A 22972-nucleotide genomic window follows, 5' to 3' on the forward strand; every position below is an offset into this window, starting at 1 on the left:
CTGCTCGAAAAATCACACGAAGGGCCGCGGCAGCCCACTGACTGTCCGCGGCACAAGCGATAAATGCATAGGGGAAGCACCATGACGCTCGTAGCGCAAGCCCAGACCGACACCGGGACGGACATCGAAGAAGAGATGGCGCAGCAGGCGCTGCTCGACGACGCGGCCCTCGAAGCGCCCGTCACGCGCACGCCCGGCACATCAATCGAAACGCCCCGGCTTGCGCGCTCGTCGCGCGGCATGGTGACGAGCCCGCACGAACTGGCAAGCGAAGCCGGACGCGAAGTGCTGCGTGCGGGCGGCAATGCGATCGAGGCGGCCATCGCGATCGGCGCGGTGCTGAGCGTGACCTACCCGCACTTCACCGGGCTCGGCGGTGACGCCTTCATGGTGATCAGCGACCGCGCCGGCCACGTGCATACGCTCTCCGGCATTGGCCAGGCCGCCGCGAAAACGTCCGGCTACACAGGCGCGATTCCGGTGCGCGGGCCCGGCGCAGCGCTGACGACTGGCGCCTCGGTTGCCGTCTGGGACAAGGCTTACTCGCTCAGCCGCGGCGCGTGGGGCGGCAAGCAGGGCTGGTCGTCGCTGTTTTCGCGCGCCATCGAGTACGCGGCCAACGGCTTTCCCGTGACGCCCTCGCAGCAATTCTGGCAAACGCTGCGCGCCGGCGAGCTGGCCAGCTGGGAGGGCTTCGCGCGGGTCTTCATGCCGCACGGACGCATCCCTCGGGCCGGCGAGCCGTTCGTCCAGCGCGAACTGGCGCGCAGCCTCGAGCGCATCGCCACGCACGGCGGCCGCGAATTCTATGAAGGCGATCTGGCCGAGCGGGTGGCCGCCGGCCTGAAGCAGGCGGGCTCGCCGCTCACGCTCGACGACCTGGCCCGCACGACGGCGCGCGAGGAAGTGCCGCTGCGCGTGGGCTATCGCGGCGGCGAGCTGCTGGGCCTGCGCCCGCCAACTCAGGGCGTGACCACGCTCGAAATCATGGGCATTCTCGATCGCTTCGATCTCGCCTCGATTCCCGAGAACAGCGCCGACTACTATCACGTCCTCGTAGAAGCGGTGAAGCTGGCGTTTCTCGACCGCGACCGCTACGTCGCCGATCCCGATTTCGTCGACGTGCCGGTCGACCAGATGCTGTCGGCGCAGACGCTCGACGCGCATGCGCGCCGTATCCGCATGGACCGCGCGATGCCCTGGCCGCACACGTTCAAGCATGGCGACACGGTGTATATCGGCGCGGCCGACGAGCAGGGCAACAGCGTGAGCATGCTGCAAACCGTATATTTCGACTGGGGCAGCGGCGTGGTGGCCGGCGACACGGGCATCCTGTGGCACAACCGCGGCGCCTCGTTCAGCCTCGACCCGAAGAGCCCCAACGTGCTGCGCGGCGGCAAGCGGCCGTTCCATACACTGAACCCCGGCATGTACCTGAAGGCGGGCCGCCCGCACCTGCTGTACGGCACCCAGGGCGCGGACGGGCAGCCGCAGACCCTCGCGGCCGTGCTCACGCGCCTGATCGACTACGACATGGACCCGCTTTCGGCGCTCGGCCGGCCGCGCTTTTTGCTCGGCAAGACCTTCTCGGACAGCCGCGACAGCCTCAAGCTCGAAGAGGACGCAGGCGCGCAAGTGTTCGGTGAACTGGCCGCGCGCGGCCACGAAATGAGCCCCATTCCCGCGCAAAGCCAGCTGGCCGGGCACCCCGGGGCGATCCGCATCGGCGCGGACGGGCACATGACCGGCGCCCACGATCCGCGCAGCGACGGGCGCGCGCTCGGGCTGTAGTGAAGCACCGCGAGCAATCAGGCAAGTGGCGAGCTATCTAGAAAATGAATGGCGGCCATTTCAACATTTAATTTGTCGATAATACGGGCTTCGGATATCGTGACGGCATTCATCCTCTCATAGGGCCCCGACGCGCAGCGAGCGCAACGCAGACCGCAACGCGTTGAGTGGGTCCTGAATTGCCGAGACACCGTCATCATGTTCGATCGCGTATTCGTCAATGCCGTAGGCGCTGACGGCCAGCCACTGAATCTCGCTGTACGCGATGGACGCTTTGCCAGCATCTCCAGCCTCGGCGCCGAACGGCCCGAAACCGGGGCCGCCGAAATCGTCGACCTCCAGGGGCACCTCGTGCTGCCGGGTTTCGTCGACGGCCATATCCACCTCGATAAAAGCTTCCTCGGCGACCGCTGGCATCCGCATCGCGTCGCCGCGACGCTGCGCGAGCGCCTCGCCGACGAAAAATCCGCGCTCGCCAGCGCCGCGCCGATTGCCCAGCGCGCCGACGCGCTCATCCGCCAGGCGGCCTCGTTCGGCACCATCGCCATGCGCAGCCACGTCGACGTGGACGCCACGACCGGCCTGACCCATCTTCACGCCGTGATGGAAGCGCGCGAAAAATGGCGCGGCATCATGGACATCGAACTCGTCGCGTTTCCGCAAGCGGGCGTGGTGTCGTGCCCGGGCACGGCTGAGGTGCTCGATGCCGCCGCGCAAGAAGGCGTCGACGTGGTGGGCGGCATCGACCCGACCACGCTCGACGGCGACGCCAACGGCCAGCTCGACATCGTCTTCGGCATCGCGCAAAAGCGCGGCGTGAAGATCGATATTCATCTGCATGAAGCCGGCGAACAAGGCATCGAGCAGCTTCACCGGATCGCCGCGCGCACCCGCGCGGCCGGCCTGGAGGGCAGGGTGTCGGTCAGCCATGCCTATGCGCTGGGCGACGTGGAGGCGGACGCCGTCGCGCGCATCGCCGACGCGCTGGCCGCAGCCGGCGTGTCGATCATGACCAACGCCCCCGGCGACCGCGCCTTCCCGCCGATTCTCCCGTTGCGCGCCGCCGGCGTGCGCGTGTTCAGCGGCAACGACAACATTCAGGACGCCTGGTGGCCGTACGGCAACGGCGACATGCTGCAGCGCGCCATGCTCGTTGGCTACCGATCCGGGTTCTATACTGACGAAGAGCTGCGGGTGGCACTCGAGATGGCGACCGACGCCGGCGCGGCCGTGATCGGCAAGCGCGACTACGGCCTGAAGACCGGCAACGAAGCCTCGTTCGTGATCGTCAAGGCGCCGCACGCGGCAGCCGCGGTGGCCGCCGCACCCGCCGAACGCGTCATCGTCCGAAGCGGGCAATTTTGGGGTGATACACCCCGCATGAAATTCGAAACCACGCCGGCTGCATCCGGCCAGCGCGGCTGACTATCCCGAGCGCCTTCGCGCGCTTTTGTCCGCGCGCGGCCTCGTCTTTGAAGTTGTGACATCAAATCCTCACGGAGCACCAAGAATGTCATCCAGTCCTTACTACTCGCCGAAGGGCGGCCATCCGGCTCAAACCGAATTGCTGACCGATCGCGCCATGTTCACCGAAGCCTACGCGGTCATCCCGAAGGGCGTGATTCGTGACATCGTCACGAGCTACCTGCCGTTCTGGGACAACACGCGCCTGTGGGTGCTCGCGCGTCCGCTGACCGGCTTTGCCGAAACGTTCTCGCAGTACATCGTGGAAGTGAGCCCCGGCGGCGGCAGCGACCGTCCCGAACTCGACGATCTCGCTGAAGGCGTGATCTTCGTGGTCGACGGCGAGCTCGAGCTCAAGCTCAACGGCGTCGAGCACAAGCTCGTGCCGGGCGGCTACGCCTTCATCCCGCCGCGCACGAACTGGACGCTGCACAACCGCAGCGGCGCCGTGGCGAGCTTCCACTGGCTGCGCAAGCACTACGAAGAAGTCGAAGGCGTGCCGATGCCCGAAGCCTTCGTGACGAACGAGCGCGATATCGAGCCGATCCCGATGCCCGGCACCGAAGGCCGCTGGGTCACCACGCGCTTCGTCGACATGAGCGACATGCGCCACGACATGCACGTGAACATCGTCACGTTCGAGCCGGGCGGCGTGATTCCGTTCGCTGAAACGCACGTGATGGAGCACGGCCTCTACGTGCTCGAAGGCAAGGCCGTCTATCGACTGAACCAGGACTGGGTGGAAGTCGAAGCTGGCGACTTCATGTGGCTGCGCGCGTTCTGCCCGCAAGCCTGCTACGCGGGCGGCCCGTCGCGCTTCCGCTATCTGCTGTACAAGGATGTGAACCGCACGGTGAAGCTCACGCTCGGCCAGCAGCCGAAGCGCAAGGCGTAATAGCCGGCTTCAGGCCCGCCGCTCAATAGTGGCTGGTCCCCCATAGCGTCGCCGGCATGTCCAGCAGGCGACGCAGGCCGCTGCGCTCGAGCATGCGCTCCGCAGCGGCCTGAACCCCCTCCAGAATCTCCGCTTCGTCGACCGACAGCACGCGGTAGTCTTCCATCAAAATCCGTCCGCCCACCATCGTCATGCACACGTCCGCGGCATTCGCGAAGCACGTGACGCGATAGACGGGCATGTTCATCGGCATCATATGCGGCTTGAACAGGTCGACGAGGATGATGTCGGCCAGCTTGCCCGCTTCGAGTGAGCCGATTTCTCCGTCCATCGACAGCGCCTTCGCGGCGTCGATCGTGATCATCTCCAGCACCTTGCCGTGCGGCAGCACGTCCGGATCGCGGAAGTGCCGGCGGTGATAGTGCATGCACTGCCACATGTGGCGGAACATGTCGTAGCCGCGGTCGGGCGCGGCGGCGTCCGAGCCGATTGCCACGTTGACCCCCGCATCGATGAGCTCCGGCACCGGGCAGCGGCCGATGACCGACATGATCGCGCTCGGGTTGTGCACGATCGAGGCACCCGTTTCCACACACACGGCAATGTCCGCCTCGGTGAGGTCGATCGCGTGCGACATGAACGACTTCGCATTCATGAGCCCCAGCTCGCGATGCGCAAATTCCAGCGTGCCGGCGCGATGGCCGTCCTGCGTGAACGAGAGCCCGCGCGACTGCGCGAGCGCCATGTAGCGGGCCGCCTCGCGGCGCGCCGTGCCTTCCCATTGCGCCTGCGCCGGGTAGTGCTGCGGTGCGTACACGGGCAGCGTGAGCGCGATCCGGATGCGGCCGTTCGCGTCGCCGTGGCAAGTGTCGGCGATTGCCTCGCATACTTCGTACATCTGATCGAAATCGACATCTCGCGTCACGCTGCCATGTGTGCCATCAGACGCATACGTGGTGTAGGCGCGCGGCGAGGGCGGCCGCGAAGCGCCGACCGCGACCATCGAGCGGGTGCCGGTCTTGACCACGGCGTCGCAATGGCGCCGCGCGTAGACCGGATCGTCCACGCGCATGATCGAATCGCCGCCGCCGAGCAGCGATACCCCCGTCGTCACGCCGGCCTTCAGGCGTTCGAGCGCCGCGAGATGCGACTCCATCTCCCAGAACGTCTCGTCCGAGGCCCGCGTATAGATCGTTTCACAGGCGTCGGTCCACGCATCGCCGTCCGCGCCGCCGATGCTGCGCAGCATCGCATGGCCCGCATGCGCGTGCGCGTCGATGAAGCCGGGCAGCACGGCTTTTCGGCGCGCGTCTATCGTGCGGTCCGCAGAATATTTTTCGGCAAGCCCGGCGCTCGTGCCTACCGCGACGATGCGCTCGCCCTTGACCGCCACCGCGCCGTCCTCGATCACGCGGCGCGCGACGTCGACCGTAATCACGCAACCGTGCATGATCAGCACGTCCACGTGTTCTCGATGGTCCATGTGCATCCTCTTAGTCGTTCAGGCGGCAAGCACGCCGCCGCGCGCAACGATGCGCCCGTTCGCCACCACCAGCTTGCGCACGGGCCGCGCGACCACCGCGTGCGCGAGCGTTTCGGCGTCCACCAGCACGAGGTCGGCGCGCGCGCCCTTGTGCAGGCCGTAATCTGCGAAACCGCAGCCTTGCGCGCCCGCCGCGCTCACGCAGTCGAACGCGACCGCCAGATCGTCGTCGCGCCGCAGGTCGTAGCGCATGCCGATCAGCATCGCGCGTTCGAGCATGTCGGGCACGCCGTACGGCGTCCACGTATCGCGAATGCCGTCGTTGCCGCCAAAGATCGTGATGCCCAGCTCGCGGCAGCGCTTGAGCGGCGGCACCGGGCGCGAGGGCGGGGCGCTCGTCAGCAGCGCCACGCGCAGGCGCGCGATCCGTTCGAGCAGCGCCGTGGGCTCGGGCAATGCGCCCAGGCAGAACGCGTGGCTCACCACCACGCGCCCTTGCATGCCCAGCGCCTCCACGCGGTCGAGCAGCAGCTTGAACGTGAACGCGCCGATCTCGCCCGGTTCGTGCAGATGAATGTCGATGGGCTTGCCGTAACGCTCGGCGAGCGCGAAGGTGGTGTCGAGCGAGCGCGCGGGATCGCCGTCGATCAAGGCGGGATCGAGCGCGCCCAGCACGTCCGCGCCGGCGGCGAGCGCATCGTCGAGCAGTTTCTCGGTGCCGGGGCGGATCAGCAGGCCCGATTGCGGGAACGCGACGATCTGCATGTCGAGCACGCCGGCCAGCGTGTCGCGCGTGCCGAGCACGCCTTCGAGATAGCGCAGGCCCGCGTCGGTATCGATATCGACGTGGGTGCGCAGGCGCGTCGTGCCGGCCGCGAGGAACGCGTGCGACAGCGCGAGCGACTGCACGCCCGCATCGTGCCCCGAGTCCTTGCGGAACGCGCGTTCGTTCGCGATGCGGTCGGTGAGATTCGGGCCGACTTCGTTGACGTACCAGTCGCGGCCCCAGAGGGTCTTGTCGAGATGCGTGTGCCCCTCGACGAAGCCCGGCAGCAGCAGCGCGCCGCCGCCGTCTTCGATGCGGGCGCCGGACGGCGGCGCGAAGTTCGGCCCCATCGCCTCGATGCGGCCGCCAGCGACCGAGACGGATACCGGCTGGCCGCGCGGGTCATCGGAAAGGCGGACGTTGGAGATGAAGAGAGGATGAAGAGAAGAAGTCATGCCGATTCCACAGTAGTGGCCATGGGGCCGCGCAGGGCACGGCGTCGATCTCGCCAGTTTGCCAGCGAATACCCGGCGATTGCCAGCCTGACCGATGGGCTGACCGAGGTCCCGACTGCGGGCCCGATTGCCAGCCTTCACGCTACGTGATAGAAGGCGGTATTCCATTCGAAAACCAAATAGCCCGATGAAAAGCGACTCAGGAGGACATCGGCCGCTGTTCGATCTGGACCTGCTCAAGGCCATCGTCATGGTGGCCGATTGCGGCACGTTCACGGCAGCCTCGGCGCGGCTGCATTCGACGCAGTCGACGGTGAGCCAGAAAGTGAAGCGTCTGGAGGACATGGCGGGGCACAAGCTGCTCGAGCGCGGCGCGCGCGACGTGCGTCCGACCGATGCCGGCGAGACGCTGCTGGCCTACGCGCGGCGCATGCTGGCGCTCAACGACGAAATGCTCGAATCGTTGGCGGGGGCGACCGTGGGCTTGACGGTGCGCCTGGGCGTGCCCGAGGATTTCGTCGGCGGGCCCACGACGCACATGCTCGCGGCATTCACGCGCGAGCACCCGCTGGTGAAGCTCGAAGTCACGAGCGGCTTGAGCCGCGACGTCGAGCGCAACTACGACCGCGGCGACCTCGATCTCGCGCTCGTGAAGCACCGCCGCAACAGCCGCGAGGCCGTGGCCAGCTGGCCCGAGCAACTGCGCTGGATCGACAGCGCGAAGAACCCGTCGTTTCAGCTCGACCCGATTCCGCTGGTGGCGTTCCCGCCGCGCGGACTGTATCGCGACGACATGACTAACGCGATCGAAGGGCTCGGGCGGCGCTGGCGCATGAGCTTCATCAGTTCGAGCCTGAGCGGCATCCAGGCGGCCGTGGCCGACGGGCTCGGCATCAGCCTGCTGCCGCTGCGCTCCGTTACGGCCGATCACGTCGTGCTCACGCAAAAGAGCGGGCTGCCCGCGATCGAAACCATGGACCTCGCGCTGCTGCACCGGCCGACCGCCGACACGGTGGTGAAGGAGCTGGCGCGGGCGATGTCGCGCATGATCGGCAAGCCGCGGCGCTGAAGCCCTGCACTGAAGCCCTGCACTGAAGGCCCGCATGCCCCCATTCTTGTTCCATTGCTTGTTTTCCAGCCGGAGCTGATGCCATGCCGCGTTTCGCAGCGAATCTCACCATGATGTACAACGAGCACGCGTTCCTCGACCGCTTTGCCGCCTGCGCCCGTGACGGCTTTCGCGCGGTGGAGTATCTCTTTCCCTACGAGCACCCGGCGGCCGAAATCCGCTCGCGCCTCGACGGCAACGGCCTCGTGCAGGCGCTCTTCAACGCGCCGCCCGGCGACTGGGCCGCGGGCGAACGCGGTCTGGCCTCGCTGCCGGGCCGGGAAGACCAATTCCGCCGCTCGGTCGAGACCGCACTCGACTACGCGCGCAAGATCGGCAACGACAAGCTGCACGTGATGGCCGGCCTCGTTGGCGCGGACGGCACGAGCGTCGATCGCGCGCGCCACCGCGAAACTTATCTGCGCAATCTCGCGTGGGCCGCCGAGGCCGCGCGCGGCGAAGGGATCCAGATCCTGATCGAGCCGATCAATCAGCGCGACATGCCCGGCTATTTCCTCAGCCGCCAGGACGAAGGGCAGGCCATCTGCCGCGAAGTGGGCGCGCCGAACCTGCGCGTGCAGTTCGACTGCTATCACTGCCAGATCGTCGAAGGCGACGTCGCGATGAAACTCAGGCGCGACATCGGCGGCATCGGCCATATCCAGATTGCCGGCGTGCCGGAGCGGCACGAGCCGGATCTGGGCGAGCTCAACTATCCCTACCTGTTCGATGTGATCGACGCGCTCGGCTACGACGGCTGGATCGGCTGCGAGTACCGGCCGAAGGCGGCCACCTCCGCTGGGCTGGGCTGGCTGCGCCCATATTTGCAAGCCGCGCAGTGAATCGGCATTAGCGCAGGAGAATCAGTTGCGGCACCGCGTCGGCGCCGCACCAGACGATTGCGTTCTGCTGGTGTTTTTCGCCTAGCGCTTTTGCGGCATCGAGCGTGATGCCCAGCACCAGGAAGCTCGCCTCGCCGGGCCAGTGGTTCGATGGATGCTGCCCGACGCCCTCGATATATGCGAAGCCGAATGCGTCGAGCTCGCTTGCGAGCACCGCTTGCCGGGCCGCGTTGGTTTCGGCGTCGAGACCTTCGCTCAGCGGATTCCAGGCGGTAATGAACGCGCTACAGGCGACGTGGCGGGCTTCATGGAGTGCGGCAAGCGCGGCGTTGAACTCGCCGGGACGCAGCGTTGCAGGCGCGTCGCCCAGCACCTCGTAATGCGTTTCGAGGTACGCCTCGATCGTCTCGCGCGCGATGCTCGAGTCTGGAAACACGAATCCTCCGTTTCATGCCAGTTGATGAACCGAATGTACGCAGCCTGGCCGCCGCGCTGAACAGCGAGGCGACGCCGTGGTGGTCAACGACCACAGGTATCGCGGCCTAACCCACCAAGCCCCAACCTCACTCCCGAAACGTCTTCGCCGTCTCCACCGCGGCGCGCCTCAGATCAGGCACGAACGCCAGCAAATCGTCCAGCGTAAGGCGCCCGACCGGCGCCTGAACCGCAATCGCCGCACACGCCCGGTTGCGCTCGAGCATCACGGGTACGGCAATCGCGATCAAGCCCTGGAGATGCTCCTGATTATTGATCGCCAGCTGGCGACGCCGCGTCAGCGCCAGTTCCTTGCGCAATACGTCGCGGTCGGTGATGGTTCGCTCCGAATAGGCTCGCAGCGGCAGCGCTTCGAGCATGCGCTCGCGGCGCTCCCTGGGCAGAAAGCTCAACAGCAGCTTGCCGCTTGCCGAACAGTGCAGCGGCACATGCGAGCCCGGCTGGAGATGCATGCGCAGCGGCCATTCGGTCTCCACACGATCGACGTAGATCACGTCGTTGCCCGCGAGCGTGGTGAGGTTGCAGGTCTCGCCGATCTTTTCGACCAGCTGTTCGAGCAACAGGTGCCGCGCCGCCGCCGGCCCCGCATGCATGAGCACGTTCACCGCCAGCTGTCTGACACGCGGCGAACACTCGTATAGCTTGTCGTTGGCGCCGCGCGTGACGAGCCAGGCATCGGTGAGCTGGGCCAGGATGCGGTGCACGGTCTGCTTGGGCAAACCGAGCGCCTGCACGAGATCCATCATCGACAAAGGACGGCCCGCCTCGGCGAGCGTTTCCAGAACGCGGAACGCGCGGACTGCCGCCGCATTCGACTGGTTCGACGTGGACACGCGGGTCTCCTGTATCGGTTGCGCGCTGCGGTTGGCGCGACCGCTCGCGCCATTGTGCATCGCGCAGTGCGTTTTTCGGGACTGGTGAAAGTCCCGAAAAACGCATTTTCCGTGCCTCGGCAACCGTGTGTCGCGGATTATGCGGGAATCGGGACTCGCATTCGCGCGCCGATGAATAGATTGGCAACACAGCCAACGAATCAATCGGAGCTCGTCGATGAATGTGAGGGACACCGCAGTTTCGGCCACCGGCGCGGGCCAATCCGACGCCCAGGCCGCGCAACTCCATGCGCTGGTCGCGCGCTCGCGCACTGCGCAGCAAGCGTTCGAGTTCGCCGGCCAGCAAACGCTCGATACCGCCGTTGCCGCCGCCGCGTGGGCGATCATGGAACCCGGCCGCAACCGCGAGTTGGCTGAGCAGGCGGTGCGCGACACCGGGCTCGGCAACGCGCAAGACAAGTTCCGCAAGAACTACCGCAAGACGCTCGGGCTGCTGCGCGACCTGCATGGCAAAAAGACTTGCGGCGTGATTGCGCGAGACGAGGCCACGGGCATCGTCGAGATCGCGCGCGCGGTCGGGGTGGTCGCGGCAATCACGCCATCCACGAATCCGGGCGCGACGCCCGCCAACAAGATCATCAACGCGCTCAAATGCGGCAATGCGGTGATCGTCGCGCCTTCGCCGAAGGGGCATGGCGTGTGCGAGCGGCTCATCGGCTTCATTCACGCCGAGTTCGCGAAAGCGGGGCTGGACCCGGCGCTCGTGCAAATGCTGCCCGCGCCGGTGGACAAGGCCGCCACCGCCGCGCTGATGCGCGAGGCCGACCTCGTGGTCGCGACCGGCTCACAGGCGAACGTGCGCATGGCCTACACCAGCGGCACGCCGGCCTTTGGCGTGGGTGCCGGCAATGTGGCGTCGATCGTCACGCGCACGGCGAACCTTCGCGATGCGGCGCACAAGATCGCCGCCTCGAAGACCTTCGACAACGCGACGAGTTGCTCGTCGGAGAACAGCGTCGTCATCGACGATGCCGTTTATGACGCGATGCTGCGCGAACTCGCCGCCTGCGGTGGCGTGCTGCTCGACGCGCAGCAAAAGGCGCGGCTGCAGGCGGCGATGTGGACCGACGGCAAGCTGTCGGCGCGCTGCACTGCGAAATCGGCTGCGCAGATCGCGCATACCGCCGGTCTCGACGAGGTCGCAACGGACGCATGCGCATTCCTCATGGTGGAAGAGAGCGGCATCGGGGCGAGCCATCCGTTCTCGGGCGAGAAGCTCGCGCCCGTGCTCACGGTCTACCGCGCGCGCGATTTCAGCGACGCGGCGGACCTCGTGCGCAAGCTCTACGCGTACATGGGCGCCGGCCACTCGGTGGGCCTGCACACGGGCGAGCCGCACGAAGCCGAGACGCTCGGCGCGACGCTGCCGGTGGCGCGCGTGATCGTCAACCAGGCGCATTGCTTCGCGACCGGCGGCAACTTCGACAACGGCCTGCCGTTCTCGCTCTCGATGGGCTGCGGCACCTGGGGCCGCAACAATTTTTCGGACAATCTCGGCTTTCGCGAGTACCTGAACATCACGCGCGTGGCGTTCCCGATCGAGGAGCAGGTTCCCGAGCTCGACGCCTTGCTTGGTGACTATTTCCGGAGATTCGGCCAATGAGCGCGCCCATGACGATTCGCGCGTTGATCGAGGCACGCGCCGCGCAGTATCCTGACAAGCCGTTTCTGCTGGCTGCGCCCGATGAAAGTGCTGGTGAAAGTGTCAGCCGCAACGCAGACGGCGCGACGCTAACCTTCGGCGCGCTGCTCGAACGTTGCCAGGCACTCGACCAGCGCTTTCGCGACGCCGGCCTCAAGCCGGGCGACGTCGTTTCGGTGCTGATGGGCAACGGCATCCAGACCGCCACGCTGCTGCTCGGCGCGATGTACAGCGGACTGATTGCGCATCCGCTCAATCTCCTGTGCCAGACGACCCAGCTCGCCTACGTCGTCGAGCATTCGGATACGCGGATGATCTTCACGAGCACGCAGACCGGCGGCGCGCTCGCGGCGGCGCTGGCCGCGTTGCGCAAGCAGGGCGTGACGCGCGAGATTGCGCTCGTGCAGACGGAGCCGGATGCGGTGGCGCTGCCGGTGCTACCCGCACTGCTCGTGCCGGAACTGGCCGCCGCCGATGCTGCGAACGCCGCGTCCGGAGGGCCGGATCTCTCTCGCCCCGAAGCCGCCGAAGCCGCCGGTGCCGACATCGCCTTGCTGATGTACACCTCGGGCACGACCGGCGCGCCCAAGGGCGTGCTGCTCAGTCACGAAAACCTCCATGCGAACGCGCGCAACATCAGCATCGAGCATCGCCTCGGCGCCGACGATCGCGTGCTCGCCTCGCTGCCGCTCTATCACATCAACGGCCTCGTCGTGACCTTGCTCGCGCCGCTCTGGCACGCCGGATCGGTCGTGCTGCCGCCGCGCTTTTCGGCGCGCACGTTCTGGCGCGACGCCGCCCGTTACGGCTGCACCTGGATCAACGTGGTGCCGACGATCATCGCCTATCTTCTCGACGGCGACGAGCCGGACGGGCTCGACCTCGAGGCACGCGAGGCGCTCAGGGCGCTCAAGTTCTGCCGCAGCGCATCCGCCGCGCTGCCCGCCGACCACCACCGCGCGTTCGAGGCGCGCTTTGGCATCGGCGTGATCGAGACCATGGGCATGACCGAGACCGCCGCGCCGGTCTTCAGCAATCCGTATGATGTTTCTCGGCGCAGGATCGGCAGCATCGGCCTGCCTTCGGGCAGCGAGGCGCGCGTCATCGACCGCGACGGACGCGTCTGCGGCCCGCACGAGTGCGGCGAAATCGTGTTGCGCGGCGAGCAGGTCATGCGCGGCTACTACAAGCGCCACGAGGACACGGCGAAGGCATTCACCGCCGACGGCTGGCTGCGGACCGGCGACCTCGGCTATCGCGACGACGAAGGCTACTTCTACATCAACGGCCGCTCGAAAGAGCTCATCATCAAGGGCGGCGAGAACATCGCGCCGCGCGAGATCGACGAGGCGCTGCTGCGCCATCCGGGCGTGCTCGATGCGGCGGCGGTCGGCGTGCCCGATTCCGCCTACGGACAGGAGATCGTCGCCTTCGTGGTGCCGCGCGACGCCCACTGGCAAGGCGCGCCCGACCCGGCCGATCTGCGCGCGCACTGCCTGCGCGAGCTGGGCCGCTACAAGACGCCCAAAGAGTTCCGCTTCGTGAGCGAGCTGCCGCGCGGCCCCTCGGGCAAGGTCCAGCGCCTGAAGCTCGTGACGCCCTCGGGCTGACGCGGCACGCCCATATGCAGCAGGTCGAGTGACACATAAGAGGGACTCAGGAGACGACGACATGAAACAGCACGCGCAGCGCGTAAAAACGCGCCACATTATTCTCGGCGTCATGTGTTTGATGTACTTCATTTCGTACATCGACCGCGTGAACATCGCAGTCGCGGGACCGCTCATCCGCCATGAAATGGGCCTGAGCGCGGTGCAGCTAGGGCTCGTGTTTTCCGCATTCGCCTATCCCTATGCGCTCATGCAGATCATCGGCGGCTGGCTCTCGGACAAGTTCGGGCCGAAGCTCGTGCTCACCGTGCTCTCGCTGATCTGGGGCGCGGCAACGCTGGCCACGGGGTTCGCGGGCAGCGTGGCGATGCTGGTCGGGCTGCGCTTCGCGCTCGGCGTGGGCGAGGGCGGGGCGTTTCCCACCGCCACGCGCGCGTTCACGTACTGGATGCCGGTGGGCGAGCGCGGCTTCGCGCAGGGCATCACGCACAGCTTCGCACGCCTGGGCGGCGCGGTCACGCCGCCGCTCGTGCTTGCGGTGGTGGCGACGGGCGGCTGGCGCGACGCGTTCATCCTGCTCGGCATCGTGAGCCTCATGTGGACGGTGCTCTACCTGCGCGTGTTCACCAACTCGCCGGAGCAGAACCGGCGCATTACGCCCGAGGAAACCGCGGAGATCGGCTATCGCAAGGGCGACTGCGACCGCGCCAAGCGTGCGGCCACGCCGTGGCGCAAGCTCGTGCGGCGCATGTGGCTCGTCACCTTCGTGGACTTCTGCTATGGCTGGCTGCTGTGGGTCTACCTGACCTGGCTGCCGTCGTATCTGAAAGAGTCGCGCGGCTTCGACCTCAAGCACCTCGCGCTTTTCACGGCGCTGCCGCTGCTGGCCGGCGTGGTGGGCGACACGCTGGGCGGCGTGGTCTCCGACCGGCTCTTCAAGTGGACCGGCCGGCTGCGCTTTGCGCGCTGCGCGGTGCTGGTGACAGGCATGGGCGGCTCGCTCGCGTTCCTCTTGCCGATGGTGTCCGCCACCAACCCGGTGGTCGCGGTGCTGTTCCTCTCCGCTTCGTTCTTCTTCCTGGAGATCACGAATCCGGTGCTCTGGACGCTGCCGCTCGACATTGCCGGCAAGTACGCGGGCACGGCAGGCGGCATGATGAACACGGGCTTCGGCATCGCGGGGATGGTCTCGCCGGTCGTGTTCGGCTACCTCATCGAGCATACCGGCAGCTATAACGTGCCGTTCATGATCTCGGCGGGCTTGCTTGCGCTGGGCATCGTCGCCGCGCTCTTCATCGATACCTCGCGCACGGTCGAAGCCGACGAGGAGCGCGAGCGGCGCATGGGCGCGCAGGAGGCGGGCGCCTTCGCCTTCCTCGACGGCATGCCGGCGGTGCGGATCGAACGGCACACGCTGCGGCGGCCGCTGCGCTGGTGGCGTTGACCGGGTTGCATTGATGCAGTGGCGTTGGCGCAGCGGCAATGGCGGTTGGCGCGTTGACGTTGGCGCAGTGACGTTGGCATTGGACTCATCGATAGTCCGCATCTGGCACTATCCGTACCTGTTTTTGACAGCTGATACTCGAAGCAACCAGTTGGCTCGATGCGCCTGGCCCGGGAAAAGGGCCAGGCGCCACAGCCCAAGGAGACAAGGATGCTCAGGTATCTGATCGGAATCGGCCTTCCTTTTCTGGGTGTCATCGGCGCGCTGCCGTGGGTGGCGGCGCAGCCGGACCGCTACGTCTTTGGCGTGCCCTTCATCTACGCGTGGATCTTCAGCTGGTTTCTCCTGACCTCCGGGTGCCTGTTCCTCTGCTGGCATTTCTTTGACCGGCACCGCTACGCGAGCGAGAGCTAGCGGGCGTCAGCCGCGCAGTTGGCGCCACCGTTAGCGCCACCGTTGGCGCCACAACCAGTCGCGCAAACCGCCGCCGCCCGCTGCCGCCGATCCCGCCGATCCCGCCGCCCGTCCCACCGTCTCCACTCTGGAGAGCCGCGCATGTCCACACTCGTTTTCTCGCTCTTGATCGCCTTTTCGCTGTATCTCGCCATTCGCTCCCGGCGCGGCCACGGCAAGCAGAGCGTGCACGACTTCTTCGTCGCGTCGCGCCAGTTCGGCACCGCGCTCGTGTTCTTCCTGACGGCCGGCGAGATCTACAGCATCGGCACGATGGTCGGCTTTCCGGGCGGCATCTATGCGAAGGGGCCGACTTATGGCATCTGGTTCCTCGGCTACATTCTGCTTGCTTACCCCATCGGCTATTTCATCGGTCCGCGCATCTGGGAGGCCGGCAAGCAGCACAACGCCATCACGCAGGCGGATCTTTTCAAGGGCCACTATCGCAGCCGCATGCTCGAGCTGATCGTCGCAGGCTCGTCCATCCTGTTCCTGATCCCCTGGGGCGAACTGCAGTTCACGGGCCTCGCCGCCGCGCTCAAGGGACTCGGCTGGCAAGTTCAGCCGGTCTGGCTGATCGTCGTTTGCGCGGCGCTCGCCTTCACCTATATCGCCATTTCCGGCGTGCGCGCCTCCGCGTGGATCGCGGTGCTCAAGGACATCTTGATGCTGCTTGCGATCGTCGTGACGGGCGTGGCCGCTGCGTGGATGGCCGGCGGCACGCACGAGGTCTTTCATGCCGCGAGCCACCAGGTGAGCAACGCCATGACGCCGCCGCAACTGCGCTTCTCCATGAGCACGATGCTGTTCCAGTCGCTCGGCTTCTACATGATGCCGTTCGCGGCGCAGAACTTCTTCACGGCGCGCGGACCGAACACCATCCGCCGCACCCAGATCGCGATGCCGCTCTACATGCTGATGTATCCGTTCCTCGTGGTGGCCTCGTACTATGCGATCAGTGCTAACCTCAAGCTCGCGTCGCCCAATGACGCGTTCTTCGCCGCCGTCGTCCATCTGCTGCCCGACTGGCTGATCGGCCTCGTCGCGGCGGGCGCCGCGCTCTCGGGGCTGCTCGTGCTGGCCGGCATCTGTCTCGCGATCGGCCCGATCGTCACGCGCAATCTCATTCCGAACCTGCCCGAGGCGCGCCAGAAGCGCGCGGCGAAATTCGTGATCGTGGCCTACCTGCTGGTGTCCATCGCCACCACGCTGCTCACGCCCAACCTCATGCTCCTGCTCATCAACCTGACGTATTACGGCGTGACGCAGTTCCTCCCCGGCATGCTGCTCCTGCTCGCCCGGCGCCGCGTGCGCCCCGGCGCGGTGGCGGCCGGCATCGTCTGCGGCCAGGTGCTCGCAATCGTGTGTTATGTGCTGCACATCGGCTTCGGCGGCATCAATCTCGGCCTCGTGTGCCTCGGCGTGAACGTGCTCGTGGTGTTCGTCATGCATGTCCTGATGCGCCCGTCCGGTGACCGCTATGCCATGCCCGATTCGCTTCACCATCATTCGTAGGAGATGAACCTCTCGATGAATCCGCACGCATCGTCTTCCACGCCGTCTGCGCCGGTCACGGTTTTCGCGGCGCGCCGCATTCTCACGCTCAATCCCGGCCAGCCGCACGCAACGCATGTGGCCGTGCGCGAGGGCCGCATTCTCGCGGTCGGCACGAGCGAGGACGCCGCGCGCTGGGAGGCGCAGTACAGCGCCTCCCAGCGCGACGACACGCTGCGTGACAAGGTGCTGATGCCCGGTCTCGTGGAAGGGCATTGCCACTTGATGGAAGGCGCGGTATGGGATGCGGTCTACGTGGGCTACTACGATCGCCGCGGCCCGGACGGCACGCTGTGGCACGGCCTGCGCACGCTCGACGCCGTGCTGGAGCGCCTCGCGCAAGCCGAGCGCGCGATGACCGAAGATGGCCCGTTGCTCGCGTGGGGCTTCGATCCGATTTACTTCGGCGCGGCGCGCCTCACGACGCGCGAGCTCGACACGGTCTCGGCCACTCGCCCTATTGCGATCCTCCATGCGAGCGTGCATTTGATGAACGTGAACAGCGCGATGCTCGCGCTCGCGGGCATCGACGAGGACACCGACGTGGACGGCATCGCGCGCGACGCGCACGGCCAGCCGACGGGCGAGCTGCAGGAGTTCGCCGCGATGTTCCCGGTCTACCAGGTGATTGGCGGCAAGCTTGCGATCGCGGCCAGCGAAAAGCCGCACGCGGTCTGGAATTTCGGCCGCGTCGCGCAGCTCGCGGGCGTCACCACGGCCACCGATCTCGTGAACGACCTCTCGCCGCTGGGCAATGAGACGCTGCAAAGCGTGACCGCCGACCCGGATTACCCGGTGCGCATCGTGCCCGCGTTCGCGCCGCAGCGTAATCCCGCCCAAGGCGCAGCCGGCGTGCTGGAAGCGATCAAGGGCAATACCGACAAGCTGCGCTTCGGGCCGGTGAAGTTCATCGTCGACGGTTCGATCCAGGGCTTCACGGCGCGCGTGCGCTGGCCCGGCTACGCGGGCGGGCAGCCCAACGGCCTGTGGCTGATTCCGCCGGAGCAGCTGGTCGAGGTGTTCGAGCCGTACCATTGCGCGGGGCTGCAACTGCATATTCACACCAATGGCGACGAAGCCACCGAGGTCGTGATCGACGCGCTCGCGACGCTGCTCGCGCGGCACCCGCGGCCCGATCACCGGCACACGCTGCAGCACTGCCAGATGGCGGATGCCGCGCAATTGCGGCGCATCCGCGCGCTGGGCCTGTGCGTGAACTTCTTCGCCAACCATCTCTACTACTGGGGCGATGCGCACTACAGCCAGACCATGGGCCCGGACCGCGCCAACCGCATGGACCCGGCCGGCTCGGCGCAGCGCATGGGCATTCCCTACGCATTGCATTCGGATGCGCCCATCACGGCGTTGAGCCCGCTCTTCACGGCATGGTGCGCGGTGCGGCGCGAGACGGCGTCGGGGCGCGTGCTCGGCGAGGCCGAGCGGATCACCGTCGACGAGGCGCTGCACGCGATCACGCTAGGCGCGGCTTATACGCTGCGGCTCGATCATCTGATCGGCAGCATCGAGGTGGGCAAGGTCGCCGATTTCGCGGTGCTCGACGAAGACCCCAGCACCTGCGCGCCCGAGCGCCTGAAAGATGTGCCGGTGTGGGGCACGGTGCTTGGCGGGCGCATCATGCGCGCCCCACGATGATGAACGCCCGCGACACACCATCGAATGCGCGCGCGCCGATCGACCTCGCGGTGATCGGCGGCTATCTCGGCGCGGGCAAGACCACGGTGGTCAATCACTTGCTGGAGGCGCCGCATGGCAAGCGCATCGCGGTGCTCGTGAACGACTTCGGCTCGGTGAACATCGACGGCCGGCTCATTCGCGCGCGCAGCGACGACGTGATCGAACTCGACAACGGCTGCATTTGCTGCACCATCGGCGGCGCGCTCGCCGACGCGCTCGCGCGTCTGGCCGCACGCGAAGCGCGTCCGGACCTGCTGCTGATCGAGGCGAGCGGCGTGTCGGACCCGGCCAAGATCGCCCAGGTGGGCTTGCTCAACGGCGCGTTTCGCCTTACGGCCGTGCTCGTCGTGGTGGACGCGCCCGAGCTCGTGCGCACGCTGGTCGATCCGTTGGTGGGCGCGATGGCGCAGCAGCAGATCGATAGCGCGAGCGCGGTGATCGTCACCAAGCTCGATCTCGTTGCGCCCGAGTCGCGCGAGCGCGCGGTCTCGGACGTGCGCGCGCTCGCGGCCACCGACATCGTCGTGGCCGCCGATCACGGGCGCGTGCCGCCCGCGCTGCTATTCGACGCGAGCGTGCCGCAAACGCTGGCGCTCGCCGACGCGAGGCGCTGGCAGCACCAGCCGATCGGGTCGGGCGCCGGCGCGTTCCCGAGCTTTGCAAGCGTGACGCTGGCCGCGCCCGATGTGCTGGACAAGGCGCGTCTGCGTGCGTGGCTCAAGGCGCTGCCGCGCACGATCCTGCGCGCGAAGGGCTTCGTGCGCGTGGCCGATACCGAGGGCGGCGTCAGCACGCGCGTGTGCCAGGTCGCGGCCCGCCGGCTGCGCATGACGCCGCCCACCCAGGGCGAGCAGACGGCGGGAGGCGAGGAGGGCGTGCTCGTCTTCATCGGCTTCATCGATTCGGAAACCGAATCAATCCTGCGTGACGGACTGCTCGCATGCCGCCAGACGCCGCGGCATGCCGCTCATTGATGCCAGTCACTGAAGCCAATCACTGAAGCCAATCACTGAAGCCAATCACTGAAGCCAATCACTGAAGCCAATCACTGAAGCCAATCACCGCTGCCAATCACGGATGGCGCTCGCCGAAACCGTTCACCGCGCCCCGCTCATCGCCATGGGCCGCGAATGGCGATGGCGGCCCATCCACATGGCCGAGAGCGCGCTCACGAGACCCGCGAACATCGTATAGACGCAGATGAGCCACGGATCGCCGCCATTGCGCTGCAAAAGCCACGTCGCGATGATCGGGCTGATGCCGCTCGCGAAGATGCCCGAGAACTGATAGACGAACGAGATGCCGGAATAGCGCACGTTCGCGTCGAACAACTCCGCGAACAGCGCCGCTTCCGGCCCATACACGGAAGCGTAGATCACGCCGAGCGGAATGATCACGGCGATCCACACGAGCACGGGCGAGCCGCCGGCATGCTTCATGAGCCAGAAGCCGAAGAACGACGAAAAGCCCGTGAACAACGAACCCCAGAAGTAAATGCGCGTTCTGCCGATGCGGTCCGAGAGGCGGCCGAAGAACGGGATCGTGAAGATCATCGTGAAGGCAGCGGCCATCACGGCGAGCAGGGCGTCGGTGCGCGAGAGCTTGATGGTCTGCGTGAGGTAGGCAATCGTGAACACGGCGAATACGTTGAAGAATACGCCGTCGATAAAGCGCGCGCCCATGCCCGCGAGCACATTGCCGGGATAGCGGCCGAGCACCTCGAAGATCGGCACGCGGATCTCCGCGCCTTGTTGCTTCACGCGTTCGAATTCGGGCGTTTCCAGCACGCGCAGGCGGATATACATGCCGATGGCCACCAGCGCGAACGAAAGGAAGAATGCGAGCCGCCAGCCCCACGCGAGAAACTGCGCATTGCTGAGCGTCGAAGAAAGCAGCGCGACCACGCCCGAGGCGAGGCACAGCCCGATCGCGAGGCCGATTTGCGGAATGCTCGCGTAGAAGCCGCGCTTGTCTTCGGGCGCGTATTCGAACGACATCAGCACCGCGCCGCCCCATTCGCCGCCCAGACCGAGACCTTGCGCGACGCGCAGGATCAGCAGCAGCGCGGGCGCCCAGAGACCGATCTGCGCGAAGGTCGGCACGGTGCCGATCAAGACCGTCGCCACGCCCATGATCGAAAGCGTCAGGATCAGCATGCTCTTGCGCCCGAGCCGGTCGCCGAAGTGGCCGAACACGATGCCGCCGAGCGGGCGGCTCAGAAAACCCACCGCGAAGGTGCCGTAGGCGAGCATGGTCGAAATGAGCGGATCGCCGCTCGGGAAATACAGCTTGTTGAACACGATGCCGGCGACGACGCCGTAGAGGAAAAAGTCGTACCACTCGATCGTCGCGCCAATCAGGCTCGCGACCACCACGCGCCTCATCTGCGTGGCGTCGGTGCGGGGCAATGCGTTCATAGGGCTATCTCCTTTGTGGGCGCACCTGGTGCGGTGCGGTTCCTTGAAATGCCGGCGGGTTCGTTAGCGATCCTTTATTTTTGGTGTGGACAACCTGTTGCTGCTGCGCTTTTCTGCGTCAGGAGTGCGCCTCGGCGTACGCCTGTTGTGGCGCGGCGAGGGCGGGGTGATCTTCGAGAATCATGTCGGCGGCTTTCTCCGCGATCATGATCACGGGGGCGTTCGTGTTGCCCGAGACGAGCTCTGGCATGATCGATGCGTCAACCACCCGCAGCGCGGCGATGCCATGCACGCGCAGGCGCTCGTCGACGACCGCCATCGCGTCGCCGCCCATCTTGCAGGTTCCGGCCGGGTGATAGATTGACTGGCTGAAGCGGCGCGCGGCGTCCAGCAATTCGTCATCGGTCTGGTACTGCTCGCCCGGCACGAACTCGGAAATGATGTGGGGCGCGAGCGAAGGCGCGGCGGCAATGCGGCGCGCCACCCGTATGCCGTCGATCACGACCGGATGGTCGCGCGGATCGGACAGATAGTTGGCGCGAATCGCGGGGTACTGGAGCGGATCGGCCGAGGCGATTTCCACGCTGCCCCGGCTATAAGGCCGAAGCTGGCAGACCGACGCCGTGAACGCCGAGAACGGATGCGCGCCCTGGCCCGGCTTGTCGGCGCTCAGCGGCTGCATGTGGAACTGGATGTCCGGGCGCTCGACCGTGGGGTTCGAGCGCGTGAAGATGGCCACCTGGCTTGCGGCCAGCGTGAGCGGCCCGGTGCGCCAGAGCGCGTACTGCAGGCCGATCCACGCCTTGCGCAACGGGTGGTTGACCTCGTCGTTGAGCGTGCGTTCGCGGGTGCGGAACACGAGCCGCACCTGGAGATGGTCCTGGAGATTCTGGCCCACGCCGGCCAGGTCATGCAGCACCGGCACGCCGGCCTTGTCCAGCACGCGCGAGGGGCCGATGCCCGACAGTTGCAGAAGCTGCGGCGAGCCGATCGCACCGGAGGCCACGATGACTTCGACGCGCGCCCGCGCGCGCTTGCGCACGCCGCCTTGCAAATACTCCACGCCCACCGCGCGGCGTCCTTCGAACAGAATCCGGCACGCCTGCGCCCGCGTTTCCACGCTCAGATTGCTGCGTTTGCGCGCGGGCTTGAGAAAGCCCTTCGCGGTGCTCCATCGAAAGCCCTTGTACGCCGTCTGCTGGAAGTAGCCCACGCCTTCCTGGACCGCACCGTTGTAGTCGTCGTTGAACGGGATGCCGGTTTCCTGCGCAGCCGCGATGAAGTGATCGGCGATGGGCCGGCGCAGGCGCAGGTCGGACACCTTGAGCGGACCGCCCACGCCATGCCAGTCGTTCGCGCCGCGCTCCTGATCCTCGGACTTCTTGAAGTAAGGGAGGATTTCCGCGTAACTCCAGCCGCGATTGCCCAGCGCCGCCCACCCGTCGTAGTCCTCGCGCTGTCCGCGCACGTAGAGCAGGCCGTTGAGCGAACTCGATCCGCCCAGCACCTTGCCGCGCGGCCAGTCGATCTGGCGGCCCGCCACGGCTTCGTCCGCTTCCGTGCGATAGCACCAGTCGAGTTTGGGGTCGTGCATGGTCTTGAAATAGCCGACCGGCACGTGAATCCACGGATTGTTGTCCTCGCCGCCCGCTTCGAGCAGCAGCACGGCGTTGCGCGGATCGGCGCTGAGCCGGTTGGCCAGCACGCACCCGGCCGATCCGGCGCCGACGATCAGGTAGTCGACCTCGTGGTCCATGAATCCCGTCTCCTCGAAATCCCGGAGCGGCACGACGTACATGCCGCGCCGCTGTTTTCGGACCAATGTCGTGGATGGAGAGGGCGACCGCAAGCGCCAATCGCGCGCACTGGCCGAAAGTGAAACGAAAACTGCCGAAACGGGATCAGAAGTCCATCGGGTAGCGCGCAGGCTTCGCCGCCGAAGTGGCGGCGCACCTGCATCCGATC

The 22972-nt window shown here is 66.8% G+C and carries 18 protein-coding genes; 12 read left to right on the forward strand and 6 right to left on the reverse strand.

The window, feature by feature from the left end; genetic code table 11:
• Positions 1 to 240 precede the first annotated feature (240 nt).
• The 3 genes from ggt (at position 241) to P5W98_RS15345 (ending at position 4150) form a co-directional block, all read left to right on the forward strand.
• Positions 241 to 1791 (forward strand): gamma-glutamyltransferase, encoded by a 1551-nt coding sequence (gene ggt, locus P5W98_RS15335; RefSeq protein WP_421027002.1) that lies wholly within the window; start codon positions 241 to 243, stop codon positions 1789 to 1791.
• A 198-nt stretch (positions 1792 to 1989) separates the two neighbouring features.
• Entirely contained in the window at positions 1990 to 3216 is a 1227-nt protein-coding gene (locus tag P5W98_RS15340) for an amidohydrolase family protein (RefSeq protein WP_421025450.1), read from the forward strand.
• 85 nt (positions 3217 to 3301) lie between these two features.
• On the forward strand, positions 3302 to 4150 hold the full coding sequence (locus tag P5W98_RS15345) for a bifunctional allantoicase/(S)-ureidoglycine aminohydrolase (protein ID WP_421025449.1): 849 nt from the start codon (positions 3302 to 3304) through the stop codon (positions 4148 to 4150).
• A 22-nt stretch (positions 4151 to 4172) separates the two neighbouring features.
• Here P5W98_RS15345 and P5W98_RS15350 read toward each other — a convergent pair whose 3' ends face one another.
• Complete coding sequence (locus tag P5W98_RS15350; RefSeq protein WP_421025448.1) at positions 4173 to 5633, reverse strand: amidohydrolase family protein; 1461 nt, start codon at positions 5631 to 5633, stop codon at positions 4173 to 4175.
• 18 nt (positions 5634 to 5651) lie between these two features.
• Positions 5652 to 6854, reverse strand: a complete 1203-nt coding sequence (locus tag P5W98_RS15355; RefSeq protein ID WP_421025447.1) for an amidohydrolase family protein — start codon at positions 6852 to 6854, stop codon at positions 5652 to 5654.
• A 187-nt stretch (positions 6855 to 7041) separates the two neighbouring features.
• On the opposite strand from P5W98_RS15355, the gene P5W98_RS15360 reads away from it, so the two are divergent.
• Both P5W98_RS15360 and otnI read left to right on the forward strand, forming a co-directional pair.
• Complete coding sequence (locus tag P5W98_RS15360) at positions 7042 to 7923, forward strand: LysR substrate-binding domain-containing protein (protein WP_421025446.1); 882 nt, start codon at positions 7042 to 7044, stop codon at positions 7921 to 7923.
• 83 nt (positions 7924 to 8006) lie between these two features.
• Positions 8007 to 8804, forward strand: coding sequence for a 2-oxo-tetronate isomerase (otnI, locus tag P5W98_RS15365; protein WP_421025445.1), 798 nt, complete (start codon positions 8007 to 8009; stop codon positions 8802 to 8804).
• A 7-nt stretch (positions 8805 to 8811) separates the two neighbouring features.
• Here the strand turns inward: otnI and P5W98_RS15370 are convergent, their stop codons facing one another.
• Both P5W98_RS15370 and P5W98_RS15375 read right to left on the reverse strand, forming a co-directional pair.
• Positions 8812 to 9240 (reverse strand): DUF3293 domain-containing protein, encoded by a 429-nt coding sequence (locus P5W98_RS15370; protein WP_421025444.1) that lies wholly within the window; start codon positions 9238 to 9240, stop codon positions 8812 to 8814.
• Between the two features lie 127 nt (positions 9241 to 9367).
• Positions 9368 to 10132, reverse strand: a complete 765-nt coding sequence (locus tag P5W98_RS15375; RefSeq protein ID WP_421025443.1) for an IclR family transcriptional regulator — start codon at positions 10130 to 10132, stop codon at positions 9368 to 9370.
• A 217-nt stretch (positions 10133 to 10349) separates the two neighbouring features.
• Between P5W98_RS15375 and sauS the strand changes: the two genes are divergently transcribed.
• The 7 genes from sauS (at position 10350) to P5W98_RS15410 (ending at position 19564) form a co-directional block, all read left to right on the forward strand.
• Entirely contained in the window at positions 10350 to 11795 is a 1446-nt protein-coding gene (gene sauS, locus P5W98_RS15380) for an acylating sulfoacetaldehyde dehydrogenase (protein ID WP_421025442.1), read from the forward strand.
• Entirely contained in the window at positions 11792 to 13444 is a 1653-nt protein-coding gene (locus P5W98_RS15385) for an AMP-binding protein (RefSeq protein ID WP_421025441.1), read from the forward strand. Before sauS ends, P5W98_RS15385 begins: the two co-directional genes overlap by 4 nt.
• A 61-nt stretch (positions 13445 to 13505) precedes the next feature.
• The gene (locus tag P5W98_RS15390) at positions 13506 to 14888 is read left to right on the forward strand and encodes an MFS transporter (protein WP_421025440.1); all 1383 of its coding nucleotides are present in this window, start codon (positions 13506 to 13508) and stop codon (positions 14886 to 14888) included.
• A 210-nt stretch (positions 14889 to 15098) separates the two neighbouring features.
• Positions 15099 to 15302 carry a DUF3311 domain-containing protein gene (locus P5W98_RS15395; RefSeq protein ID WP_421025439.1) on the forward strand — a complete coding sequence of 68 codons (204 nt, stop codon included), beginning with the start codon at positions 15099 to 15101 and terminating at the stop codon, positions 15300 to 15302.
• Positions 15303 to 15443: 141 nt separating this feature from the next.
• Entirely contained in the window at positions 15444 to 16856 is a 1413-nt protein-coding gene (locus P5W98_RS15400) for a sodium:solute symporter family protein (protein ID WP_421025438.1), read from the forward strand.
• A 15-nt stretch (positions 16857 to 16871) separates the two neighbouring features.
• On the forward strand, positions 16872 to 18548 hold the full coding sequence (locus tag P5W98_RS15405) for an amidohydrolase (protein WP_421025437.1): 1677 nt from the start codon (positions 16872 to 16874) through the stop codon (positions 18546 to 18548).
• Positions 18545 to 19564 carry a CobW family GTP-binding protein gene (locus P5W98_RS15410; protein WP_421025436.1) on the forward strand — a complete coding sequence of 340 codons (1020 nt, stop codon included), beginning with the start codon at positions 18545 to 18547 and terminating at the stop codon, positions 19562 to 19564. Before P5W98_RS15405 ends, P5W98_RS15410 begins: the two co-directional genes overlap by 4 nt.
• A 123-nt stretch (positions 19565 to 19687) precedes the next feature.
• Here the strand turns inward: P5W98_RS15410 and P5W98_RS15415 are convergent, their stop codons facing one another.
• Both P5W98_RS15415 and P5W98_RS15420 read right to left on the reverse strand, forming a co-directional pair.
• Positions 19688 to 21007 carry an MFS transporter gene (locus P5W98_RS15415; RefSeq protein WP_421025435.1) on the reverse strand — a complete coding sequence of 440 codons (1320 nt, stop codon included), beginning with the start codon at positions 21005 to 21007 and terminating at the stop codon, positions 19688 to 19690.
• 118 nt (positions 21008 to 21125) lie between these two features.
• Entirely contained in the window at positions 21126 to 22763 is a 1638-nt protein-coding gene (locus tag P5W98_RS15420) for a GMC family oxidoreductase (RefSeq protein WP_421025434.1), read from the reverse strand.
• Between the last annotated feature and the right edge of the window lie 209 nt (positions 22764 to 22972).

Origin of the sequence: Paraburkholderia sp. A1BS-2L (assembly GCF_051125205.1) — a bacterium.
Taxonomy (GTDB): Bacteria; Pseudomonadota; Gammaproteobacteria; order Burkholderiales; family Burkholderiaceae; genus Paraburkholderia.